We start from the raw sequence: 11826 nt of genomic DNA on the forward strand, positions 1-11826 counted from the left end.
AAAGTAGTTTGAATTGCTTTGAAGGATAAAAAATTCCCCAGAGATTCAGCAAGAACTTCTGGGGATTGTTAATAAATCTTTTATTTCACAACTAATTTATTTGCTTAAATATTCATCAATAGCTTTAGCAGCATTTTTACCTGCCCCCATAGCTAGTATTACTGTAGCAGCTCCTGTTACAGCGTCGCCACCTGCATATACTGCATCTTTTGAAGTTTTTCCTGTTTCATCTTCTGCTACTATGCATTTATGCTTATTTATTTCTAAGCCCTTTGTAGTTGAAGATATCAATGGATTTGGTGATGTTCCAAGAGACATTACCACAGTGTCAACATCTAATATGAACTCTGAACCTTCAACAACTACAGGTTTTCTTCGTCCTGATGCATCGGCTTCGCCAAGTTCCATTTTTACACATTTCATGCCTTTAACCCATCCATTTTCATCTCCTATGATTTCTGTAGGATTTGTAAGAACATCAAATATTACTCCTTCTTCCTTTGCATGATGTACTTCTTCTACTCTAGCTGGAAGCTCTGCTTCTGATCTTCTATATACTATATGAACTTCTGCTCCAAGTCTTAATGCTGTTCTAGCAGCATCCATAGCAACGTTTCCTCCACCTACAACAGCTACTTTCTTGCCTGCTTTTATAGGTGTATCATAATTTTCTTTAAAAGCTTTCATAAGATTATTTCTTGTTAGGAATTCATTAGCTGAGAATACTCCATTTAAGTTTTCTCCTGGTATTCCCATAAACTTAGGAAGTCCTGCACCTGATCCAATAAATACAGCATCAAAGTCTTCTTCATCCAAAAGTTGATCTACAGTAACAGTTCTTCCTACTACTACGTTAGTTTCTATTTTAACACCTAGTTTTTTAACATTTTCTACTTCATGCTTAACTACAGTATCCTTTGGAAGTCTGAATTCTGGAATTCCATAAACTAAAACTCCACCAGCTTCGTGCAGTGCTTCGAATATAGTTACATCATAACCTAATTTAGCTAAATCTCCAGCACAAGTAAGTCCTGCAGGACCGCTGCCTATAACTGCAACTTTTTTACCATTGCTAGGTTTTCTATCTGATAGATCTATATCATTTTCTCTTGACCAATCTGCTACAAATCTTTCAAGCTTACCTATAGCTACAGCATCACCTTTTATTCCAAGTACACACTTACCTTCACATTGGCTTTCTTGAGGACAAACTCTTCCACATACTGCAGGAAGTGCACTTGATTTAGCTATAATTTTGGATGCTTCCTCAAAATTTCCTTCCTTAACCGGTGATATAAATGCTGGTATATTTATGGATACAGGGCAGTCACCAACACATTTAGGGTTTTTACAGTTAAGACATCTAGAAGCTTCTTGCATAGCTTCCTCTTGTGTATAGCCTAAACAAACTTCATCAAAGTTCTTAGCTCTTACTTTTGGGTCTTGTTCTTTTATTGGTATTCTCTTCATTCTATCTGGTGTTTTTTTGTTTCCATCCATACAGCTGCAAGTGTGTCCTTTTTTCTTTTCTTCAGCTATAAGCTTTCTACCTTCTTCACTCTTGTAAAGAGATTGTCTTCTCATAGCTTCATCAAAGTCTACTAAGTGAGCATCAAACTCAGGACCATCAACACAAGTAAACTTAGTTGAATCGCCTACTGTAACTCTGCAGGCGCCACACATACCTGTTCCATCTACCATAAGTGTATTTAAACTTACTATTGTTTTTATATCATATTCCTTTGTAAGCTTAGCTACAAATTTCATCATAATCATTGGTCCGATAGCTATTACTTCGCTGTATTTATTTCCTTTATCTATAAGATCCTTTAAAAGATTAGTTACAAGGCCTTTAAAACCTGATGAACCATCATCTGTACAAGTATGCACAACAGCACCTAGGGATTTCATTTCGTCTACAAGAAGAAGATATTCCTTAGTTTTTCCTCCGATTATAACTTCTACATCTATGTTATTTTCTCTCAACCATTTTACTTGAGGATATACTGGTGCAGCGCCTACACCACCTGCTACAAATATTATTTTTTTATTATTTAAAGTTTCTATATCTTCATGTATGAATTCTGATGGTTGGCCCAAAGGCCCTGCAAAGTCAGCAATATAATCTCCTTCCTTTAAGGACACCATTTTATTTGTAGAACATCCTATAGCTTGAATTACTATATAGTAACTGTTTCTTTTTCTGCGTCATAATCACAAATTGTAAGAGGTACTCTTTCTCCTTTTATATCTGTCTTTACTATTACAAACTGTCCTGGTTTTGCTGATTTGGCTACTCTTGGTGCTTCTATATCCAAAAGTATTATGTTTGGTGCTAATTCTCTTTTTTTAACTATTTTATACATTTGTTTCCTCCTTTGATTTTGCTTATTTTGACTTTATTTTTAATGAGCAAAAACTATGCCAATATCACAAAATACATTTTTCAACATATATACAAAACAAAATCTCAAAAATGACACAAATATAAGTGTCATTTTTGAGATTTTAGATTATAGAGTTTCAAACTAGAATTCTACTTTTTCTCCATAGTAAGTACACTCAAATAACTTTTTCATTTCTTCATCTGTTATTGGTCTTGGATTTGATCCAGTACAAGCATCTAGCACAGCATTATGAGCTATATAATTTAAATTTGCTTTGAAATCTTCCTCTGTTACTCCATATTCTTTTAATGTTAGAGGAATATCCATATTTTTGTTCATATCTTGAATCATAGCTATTAATGAATCTACCAATTCTTCATCAGTGTTTCCTGCTAATCCTAAAGTTCTAGCGATAGTAGCATATCTATCTGCACAAGCTTTCTTATTAAATTGAATTACATATGGTAGGAAAATTGCATTAGCACATCCGTGTGGTATGTGGAATACTGCACCAGTTTTGTGTGCCATACTATGAGTTATTCCTAGTAATGCATTTGAGAATGCCATTCCTGCAAGACATTGAGCTATATGCATATCATCTCTAGCTTCTTTGTCTCCCTTATAGGATTTTAATAAGTTTTCTTTTACCATAACTATTGCTTGCATTGCAAGAGGATCTGAAAAATATGATCTTAAACCTGCTACATAAGCCTCAATTGCATGAGTTAAAGCATCCATACCAGTATGTGCAGTTAATGTTGCTGGCATTGTTTGAGCAAGAGCTGGGTCTATTATAGCTACATCTGGTGTTAAATTGAAGTCAGCTAAAGGATATTTTATTTTAGCTTTATAGTCAGTTATTACTGAAAAGGCAGTAACCTCTGTAGCTGTTCCACTTGTAGATGGTATAGCTACAAATCTAGCTTTTTGTCTTAACTCTGGTATACCAAATGGGATTACTGCTTGTTCAAAAGTAAAGTCTGGGTATTCGTAGAATATCCACATAGCTTTAGCTGCATCTATTGGTGATCCTCCACCTATGGATACTATCCAGTCTGGTTGGAATTCTCTCATAGTTTCTGCACCCTTCATAACTGTTTCAACAGATGGATCTGGTTCTACACCTTCTAATAGCTTTACTTCCATTCCTGCTTCTTTTAAATACCCTTCGACTTTATCTAGAAAGCCAAATCTCTTCATTGAGCCTCCGCCAACTACGATTATAGCTTTTTTACCTTTTAATGTTTTTAATGTTTCTAAAGAATTTTCTCCAAAATAAATATCTCTTGGTAATGTAAATCTTGCCATTTTATATTCCTCCCTAAAACACACTTTTATTTTACATAGATATTATTAAGCAAAATCTATGCCAAATATAAAACGGCTACTTTTCATGTTGTTTAACAAACAAATCTCAAGAGTGAGAATAATCTTGTCTCAATCTTGAGATTTGAGTTATATTTTTAACAATTTGAGAGGGATAAATTTACAATAAAACATCCGTTTGAATTTTATTTATATTTATTCCATATTTTTTTACTCTTCTATATATAGTAGCTCTACTCATATTTAATATGCGAGCAGCCTTTAGTAAATCTCCATTACATTTTTTTATAGTTATCTCAATGTTTTGTTTTTCGAATTCATCTATAGTCAAAATATCTTTTTTGATAGAGTGCTCATGAAGCTTTGTTGATGTTTTATATTTGACAATATAATCGTATAAAAGCTCATCTGATATGTTATTACTTTCACATAAGTAATAGGAACGCTCAACTACATTTCGCAATTCTCTTACATTTCCTGGCCAATGATAAGCTCTTATAGCTTTTAAGTATTTTTCATCTAAGTATTTAAAAACTCCTGAAGTTTTTAAGTTCAATCTTTGTACAAAGTGATTTGCTAAGATTTCAATATCCTCTGGTCTATACTTTAAAGGTATTGTTTTTACATTCATTACATTTAATCTATAATATAAGTCTTCTCTAAAGTTTTTGTCATTTATCTCTTCAATTAAATTTCTATTAGTTGCAGCAATTATTCTTACATTTAAAACTTTTTCATAGGTACCGCCTAATCTTGTTATTTTATTGTTATCTAAAACTCTTAATAATTTTGATTGCATATCAAGAGGCATTTCACCTAGTTCATCTAAAAATATAGTTCCGCCATTAGCTAATTCAAATTTTCCAGGATGACCATCCTTAGTTGCTCCTGTGAAGGCACCTTTCTCATATCCAAAAAGTTCACTTTCTATAAGTTCTTTTGGAAGAGAAGCACAATTCACCGCTACAAAGGGACCGCTTGCTCTATTACTATAATTGTGAATAGCTTGAGCAAAAAGTTCTTTTCCTGTACCACTTGGGCCTTCTATTAATATATTACAGCTAGTTAAGGATGCCTTTTTAGCAAGATCTATAGTTTTCTTCATAAGCTCGTCTTTAGTTACTATATCTTCAAACTTATAAGAGGCGCTGAAGCCAGCCATGCTATTTACAATTTTATGAACAGATCCTTCATCTTTAAAAGTTATAACCATTCCATTCATATCTTCATTCATGATTACAGGAAAAGCATTCATACTGCATTTTAGCCTTTTGTTCCTAATAAAGAAACTACAGTCCATATTGTGATAATTTTTTTCTATAATTAATTTATTCTTAATTATATCCATGTTTTTTAAAATAGAGTCTATACTTAAGTTTAATATTTCCTCTATAGGCACTCCTAGTATTTTAGCTGCAGTATTGTTAGCCCTTGTTATTTTAAAGTTTTTATCCAAAACCAACATACCATCAGACATGGAATCGAAGATTACGTTTAACAATTTATTAGATTTTATAAGAGCGAATTGTCTTTCTATAGAGTAGGCACCTGAAACAACTATACCTGTAGTATGAGAGTTTGCCTTTGAATAGTTCCCAGACATATTGATACATCCAATAAGTTCGCCATCTTCATTATGGATGGCTGCAGCTGAACAGGTTAAACAATGATTATCTACATTGTAGTGTTCTGCACCTATTATTTGTATAGGTTTATTCAAATGCAGAGCTGTACCTATAGCATTTGTTCCAATAGACTCCTCGCTCCATAATGAACCTAATATAAGATGCAATTCTTTAGATTTTGGCCACTCTTTATCGCCTATTATTTTAATTATGCAGCCTTCTTTATCTGTAAGTACTATTACAAATCCAGATCCTTCAACTATATTGTATAATCTTTCCATAATAGGCTCTGCTACATCTATTAATTCCTTATTTTGCTTTAATTTTATAGATAGGTCTTGTTGTGAAACCTGTTTAATAGATGAATTAAAGGGGTCTACATTTATATGCCTACATCTCATCCAAGATTCACTAACATCTGCATCCAAATTATCATCTATCTTTTTATCTTTTAAAAAATTCAACCAATACTGCTTTACATTCTGTGTATCCTTTTCCATAAAATCACCTCAAAATTCTAACGGGTAAATTTCTGCATTACCTTACAATTAGTTCTTATTTTTACATAAGTAATAGTAAGAATTTCTGTTCATTTTTATTATGTAGCATTTTTATATAAAATTCAACTATCTGAGACTGCACAAAAGCAGTCGCAGTTGGTTCAGAGACTTAATGAACTAATATTGAAATTTAAAATATAAAGAAATTAAGTCAAATTTAAATAATTTTAGTACCAGTTAAAAGAGCATATTAAAGATAAAGTAAACATGCTCTTTTATATTTATATAATATATATAAGTATATTGCTACGTTTATTGTTTTGTTCAAGTAAAATTAATTTCATGTATATGAAAAAAACCGTAGACTTTAAAAATAAAATGCATTATAATGTTAATTGTAAAGGTTATTGTTGATAAAATTTTATAACTATGAAATTTTCTCTAATTAAATTTTCATCTTTTATATTTAATTTAACTATATTTTTATTAAATAGCTGAAGACAAAACACATCTGATGTAGGTTTCATTTTATCTAATTATGATATAATAAAGTGAAACTAAGAATTATATAGGGATTTATCCAATATATAATTCTCGATTGAACGAATCCAGAAGCTTAATTAGCTATCGGATAAAATCATAATATATATTAAGGATATGTGAGGGAAGAAACATGACAGAAGATGTAGGAAAGAAAATAAAAGAATTAAGAGTAAATAAGAATCTAACATTAAAAGATTTAAGCGCTGCAACGAATTTATCTATAGGATTTTTATCTCAGCTAGAGCGGGGTCTGACAACTGTAGCCATTGATTCTCTAAACAATATTGCTAAAGCTTTAGAGGTTAACTTATCCTATTTCCTTGAAAATAAAAAAAATAACAAAAAGATTATAATTCGTAGTTATGAAAAAGAAGTGTTTCAAGTAGATAATAATCAATTCATACACTATCATCTAACTAATGATATTGAAAATAAAAATTTATTACCTAGGTTAATAGAAATACTTCCAACTAAATGCGAAGAAGATATTAATTCATATCAGCATGAAGGTGAAGAATTTGTATATGTTTTAGAAGGAATTCTTACGTTAATTATAAATGGCGAACAGCAGGAATTATTCCCAGGAGATAGTGCTCATTATAGCTCAAGCATTGTACATAATTGGGCAAATTATACCACTAGAACAGTTAAAATATTAACGGTGCATACTCCTAATATGTTCAAAAAATAGAATATAAAAATATAAGATATTTTAAAATATCTTATATTTTTAAAAATGTTTGTTAAAACCATAACATAGATATTACATAATCAATCAATTGTAGGGGGTGATAAAAATGGGATCAGGAACTGTAATAAATATTCAAAAGTATTCTGTTCATGATGGACCAGGCATTCGTACAACAGTGTTTTTTAAAGGATGTCCTTTAAAATGCTGGTGGTGCCACAACCCAGAAAGTCAAAATCAAAAGCACGAGATTATGTTTTTTCAAGAAAGATGTACAGGTTGTGGGACTTGTTTTAAAAGATGTCCACAAAAGGCTATTGAACTTGAAAATGGTTATCCCAAAGTAGATGAAACTAAGTGTATATTATGTGGAAAATGTACTGACTTTTGCCCGAATAATGCCAAGGAATATGTAGGAAGGGATATGTCAGCACAAGAGCTCATGAAGGAAATCATTAAAGATGAAGTATTTTATAATGAATCCAATGGTGGGGTTACATTTTCTGGTGGGGAGCCTTTGATTTATTCAGATTTTCTTGAGGAAGTGCTAAAGAGGTGCAAAGCTAGAGGCATCCATACTGCAGTAGATACCAGTGGATTTGCAGCATGGGATAAATTTGAAAAAATAGCTGATAAGGTAGATTTATTTTTATATGATCTTAAGATTATGAATAATAAAAAGCATGTTAAATATATGGGTGTAGAAAACGTTAACATATTAGAGAACTTAAAGAAACTTTCAGATAAAGGATGCAATATATATGTAAGAATGCCTATAGTTGATGGTGTTAACGATGATGATGAGAATATAGATGAAGCTGTAGAATTCATATCAAATCTAAATGTCATACAAGTAAATTTGCTTCCATATCATAAAATGGGTATGGACAAATATAAAAGACTTAAAATGGAATATAAATTAACTGGTCAGGAAAAACCATCCAATGAAAGGATGGCAGAAATAAAAGACAAGTTTAAAAAAGCTGGAATAAGAGTTGAGATAGGGGGGTAATTAATTATGATGACTGAAAGAGTAAAAAAGTTAAGAGCACAAAGTGTAAATGCAATTCCACGTATTTCTATGGAGAGAGCAATAATTGAAGATGAAGTTTACAAAAAGTATGAAGGATCAGTACCAACACCAGTACTAAGAGCATTAGTTTTAAAGGAGTTAATGTCCCAAAAGCAACTATGCATCAATGATGGTGAATTAATAGTTGGAGAAAGAGGGGAAGCTCCAGCAGCAACACCTACTTATCCAGAGTTATGCTGCCATACACTTGAAGATTTTGATGTAATGGATCAACGTGAGAGAATATTCTTCAAAGTTGATGAGGAGGCTAAAAAGCTTCAAAAAGAAATTATAATTCCACATTGGGAAAGAAGATCCATGAGACATAAGATTTTAGAAAGAATGTCTGATGAGTGGAAAGAGTGCTATGCAGCAGGAATATTCACAGAGTTTATGGAGCAAAGAGGCCCAGGGCATACCACTGGAGATGACAAGATATTTAAAAAAGGTTTCTTAGATTTCAAAAAAGACATTGCAGAGGCTATAGCTAAATTAGATTTCTATGAAGATGATGAAGCTTTAGATAAAAAGCATCAGCTTGAAGCTATGGATATAGCTTGTGATGCAGTAATAACTTTAGGAGAGCGCTATTCAAAATATGCTAAAGAATTAGCAGAAAAAGAAGAAGACCCAGTTAGAAAAGCAGAGCTTCTAGAAATATCAGAAGTATGCAGCCATGTGCCTGCTAACGCTCCAAGAAATTTTAGAGAAGCACTTCAATCTTATTGGTTTACTCATTTATGTGTTATTTCAGAATTAAATCCATGGGATGCTTATAACCCAGGAAGATTAGACCAACATTTAAATCCATTCTATGAAAAGGAAGTAGAGGAAGACACATTAACAAGAGAACAAGCAGAAGAATTATTACAATGCTTCTGGGTTAAATTCAACAATCAGCCTGCACCTCCTAAAGTAGGTATAACACTAAAAGAAAGTGGAACTTATACAGATTTTGCAAACATTAATGTAGGTGGAGTAAAAATAGATGGCTCAGATGGAGTTAATGAAGTAAGTTATCTTCTATTAGATGTAATAGACGAAATGACGCTATTACAACCAAGCTCCAATGTTCAAGTAAGTAAAAAGAGCCCTCAAAAATTTGTTAAGAGAGCTTGTGAAATATCAAGAAAAGGTTGGGGACAGCCTTCAATGTTTAATGCAGACGCAGTTACACAAGAACTAGTTAGAGCAGGAAAGTCTATAGAAGATGCTAGATGTGGTGGAACAAGCGGATGTGTTGAGGCTGGTGCTTTTGGTAAAGAAGCATATATTCTTACTGGATATCTTAACCTTCCAAAGATATTAGAAATAACATTAAATAACGGTCTTGATATAATGACTGGCAAAAAGTTAGGAATAGAAACTGGAGAGGCTATTAACTTCCAAAACTATGAAGAAGTACTTGAAGCCTTTAAGAAGCAGCTTAAACATTTCGTTGATATAAAGGTAAAAGGAAACAGAGTTATAGAAAGATTATATGCAACTATGATGCCTGTGCCATTCCTTTCAGTAGTAACAAGCGATTGTATTTCTAAAGGAAAGGACTACAATGCAGGTGGTGCTAGATACAACACTAGCTATATTCAAGGTGTTGGCATAGGAACAATTACAGATAGTTTATCAGCTATAAAATATCAGGTCTTTGATAAGAATAATGTAACTATGACTGAACTTATGGAAGCATTAAAGAATAACTTTGAAGGTCATGAAGACATATTGAATTTAGTAAAGAATAAAACTCCTAAGTATGGTAACGATGATGATTATGCAGACTCAGTAATGAGAGATGTATTTGATGCTTATTACTATGAAGTAAATGGAAGAAAGAATGGAAGAGGAGGAAGTTATAGAATAGATATGCTTCCAACTACATGCCACGTTTATTTTGGTTCTGTTATGGGAGCAAGTGCAAATGGTAGAAAAGCACATGTGCCAGTTTCAGAAGGTATTTCTCCAGAAAAGGGTGCAGACTTAAATGGCCCAACAGCAGTTGTTAAATCAGCAGCTAAAATGGATCACTTAAGAACAGGGGGAACTCTTTTAAATCAGAAGTTTACTCCATCAGTTGTAGAGGGAGAAAAAGGTTTAGACAACATGGCAAGCTTAGTAAGATCTTATTTCACAATGGATGGACATCATATCCAATTTAACGTTGTTGATAAAAAGATTCTTTTAGAAGCACAAAAAAATCCAGATGAGTATAAAGATCTTATAGTTCGTGTTGCTGGATATAGTGATTACTTTAATAATCTTGATAAAGTATTACAAGATGAGATAATCGAAAGAACTGAACAGTCCTTTGGAGATTGCGGCTGTTGCTAGTAATTTATTTGAATAAGGGAGAAGATTAATATGGATAAGGTCATAGGATTTGTAGGATGCGGTAACATGGGGCAGGCAATGATAGGCGGCATAATTAAAGCAAATATTGTTTCTCCAGAAAATATAATGGTAGCGGACTTAAATGAAAAAAGTTTAAAATCTACTGCTGATGAATATGGAGTAAAAATAACTACTGATAATAATGAGGTTGCAAAAGTTGCAGATATAATAATACTATCGGTAAAACCTAATCTATATCCAATTGTTATCGAAGGAATAAAGAATAATGTTAAAGAAAATGTTGTTATTGTAACAATTGCAGCAGGAAAATCTATTGAAAGTACTGAGCAATCCTTTGGTAGAAAACTTAAGGTAATAAGAGTGATGCCTAATACTCCGGCACTAGTTGGAGAAGGAATGTCAGCTTTATGCCCAAATGATAAGGTAACTGCAGAAGAAAGAGAAGAGATAGTTAATATATTTGAAAGCTTCGGTAAAGCTGAGATAGTAAGTGAAAAGTTAATGGATGTTGTAACTTCAGTTAGTGGTTCATCACCAGCTTATGTTTATATGTTCATTGAGGCTATGGCAGATGCAGCGGTATTAGATGGAATGCCAAGAAATCAAGCATATAAATTTGCAGCTCAAGCAGTACTTGGTGCAGCAAAAATGGTATTAAGTACAGGAAAGCACCCAGGGGATCTTAAAGATATGGTTTGCTCTCCAGGAGGAACAACTATAGAGGCGGTAGCAACTCTTGAAGAAAAAGGACTAAGAAATGCAGTTATTTCTGCTATGAGAAAATGCACTGAAAAGTCAATCGAGATGTCTAAATAATAGTATATTCAGGGGGGAATAGTAATGTTTAAAACAAATGAATACTTTGAAGGAAAAGTAAAATCTATTGCTTTTACTACAGCAGATGGTCCTGCAACCATAGGTGTTATGGCAATAGGGGAGTATGAGTTCGGAACTTCAAGTAAAGAATTTATGACAGTAACAAGTGGAACTATGATTGTAAAGCTTCCAGGAAGCGATGAGTGGAAAGAATTTAAGCAAAATGAGACTTTTATTGTAGAAGCAAATAATAAATTTGGAGTAAAAGTTAACGAAGAAACAGCTTATTTATGTCTATATAAATAAGGTGAATTTCAAGAGAATTCTAAGAGATTAGAATTCTCTTTGTTTTAACGTTTTAAGATCGAAAGTTAACTTTCTAATTTTTTTACATTTATATCTGCAGAATTTAAAGATTTTAGAAACATTGACGAAATATATACGGGTATAAAATATTTAATATAAAAAAATAGAACGAATAATAGATATAATATATACCTACGCCAAAGATTGTATTCAACCA

Annotated in this window: 9 protein-coding genes; 5 read left to right on the forward strand and 4 right to left on the reverse strand. The window is 32.4% G+C overall.

Annotation, left to right across the window (positions count from 1 at the left end; genetic code table 11):
* Positions 1-96: 96 nt before the first annotated feature.
* The 4 genes from gltA to RCG18_RS16890 form a co-directional block, all read right to left on the reverse strand.
* Complete coding sequence (gene gltA, locus RCG18_RS16875; protein WP_308037194.1) at positions 97-2148, reverse strand: NADPH-dependent glutamate synthase; 2052 nt, start codon at positions 2146-2148, stop codon at positions 97-99.
* Positions 2149-2180: 32 nt separating this feature from the next.
* Positions 2181-2366, reverse strand: a complete 186-nt coding sequence (locus tag RCG18_RS16880) for a hypothetical protein (RefSeq protein ID WP_308037195.1) — start codon at positions 2364-2366, stop codon at positions 2181-2183.
* Between the two features lie 162 nt (positions 2367-2528).
* On the reverse strand, positions 2529-3695 hold the full coding sequence (locus RCG18_RS16885) for an iron-containing alcohol dehydrogenase (RefSeq protein ID WP_308037196.1): 1167 nt from the start codon (positions 3693-3695) through the stop codon (positions 2529-2531).
* Positions 3696-3873: 178 nt separating this feature from the next.
* On the reverse strand, positions 3874-5838 hold the full coding sequence (locus RCG18_RS16890) for a sigma-54-dependent Fis family transcriptional regulator (RefSeq protein WP_308037197.1): 1965 nt from the start codon (positions 5836-5838) through the stop codon (positions 3874-3876).
* A 673-nt stretch (positions 5839-6511) separates the two neighbouring features.
* Between RCG18_RS16890 and RCG18_RS16895 the strand changes: the two genes are divergently transcribed.
* From RCG18_RS16895 to RCG18_RS16915, 5 genes are all read left to right on the forward strand, one after another.
* Positions 6512-7072, forward strand: a complete 561-nt coding sequence (locus RCG18_RS16895) for an XRE family transcriptional regulator (protein ID WP_308037198.1) — start codon at positions 6512-6514, stop codon at positions 7070-7072.
* A gap of 106 nt (positions 7073-7178) precedes the next feature.
* Entirely contained in the window at positions 7179-8081 is a 903-nt protein-coding gene (locus tag RCG18_RS16900) for a trans-4-hydroxy-L-proline dehydratase activase (protein ID WP_308037199.1), read from the forward strand.
* A 6-nt stretch (positions 8082-8087) separates the two neighbouring features.
* Entirely contained in the window at positions 8088-10466 is a 2379-nt protein-coding gene (gene hypD, locus RCG18_RS16905; RefSeq protein WP_308037200.1) for a trans-4-hydroxy-L-proline dehydratase, read from the forward strand.
* Positions 10467-10496: 30 nt separating this feature from the next.
* Complete coding sequence (gene proC, locus RCG18_RS16910) at positions 10497-11303, forward strand: pyrroline-5-carboxylate reductase (RefSeq protein ID WP_308037201.1); 807 nt, start codon at positions 10497-10499, stop codon at positions 11301-11303.
* 24 nt (positions 11304-11327) lie between these two features.
* Entirely contained in the window at positions 11328-11609 is a 282-nt protein-coding gene (locus RCG18_RS16915; RefSeq protein ID WP_308037202.1) for a pyrimidine/purine nucleoside phosphorylase, read from the forward strand.
* Positions 11610-11826: the final 217 nt, after the last annotated feature.

Origin of the sequence: Clostridium sp. OS1-26, from assembly GCF_030915445.1 — a bacterium.
Lineage (GTDB): Bacteria > Bacillota > Clostridia > Clostridiales > Clostridiaceae > Clostridium_AM.

Coding starts and splice junctions, on each gene's coding strand:
- RCG18_RS16880 (WP_308037195.1), bottom strand. CDS start 2,366: ATGTATAAAATAGTTAAAAAAAGAGAATTAGCACCAAACATAATACTT.
- proC (WP_308037201.1), top strand. CDS start 10,497: ATGGATAAGGTCATAGGATTTGTAGGATGCGGTAACATGGGGCAGGCA.
- gltA (WP_308037194.1), bottom strand. CDS start 2,148: ATGGTGTCCTTAAAGGAAGGAGATTATATTGCTGACTTTGCAGGGCCT.
- RCG18_RS16915 (WP_308037202.1), top strand. CDS start 11,328: ATGTTTAAAACAAATGAATACTTTGAAGGAAAAGTAAAATCTATTGCT.
- RCG18_RS16890 (WP_308037197.1), bottom strand. CDS start 5,838: ATGGAAAAGGATACACAGAATGTAAAGCAGTATTGGTTGAATTTTTTA.
- RCG18_RS16900 (WP_308037199.1), top strand. CDS start 7,179: ATGGGATCAGGAACTGTAATAAATATTCAAAAGTATTCTGTTCATGAT.
- RCG18_RS16885 (WP_308037196.1), bottom strand. CDS start 3,695: ATGGCAAGATTTACATTACCAAGAGATATTTATTTTGGAGAAAATTCT.
- RCG18_RS16895 (WP_308037198.1), top strand. CDS start 6,512: ATGACAGAAGATGTAGGAAAGAAAATAAAAGAATTAAGAGTAAATAAG.
- hypD (WP_308037200.1), top strand. CDS start 8,088: ATGATGACTGAAAGAGTAAAAAAGTTAAGAGCACAAAGTGTAAATGCA.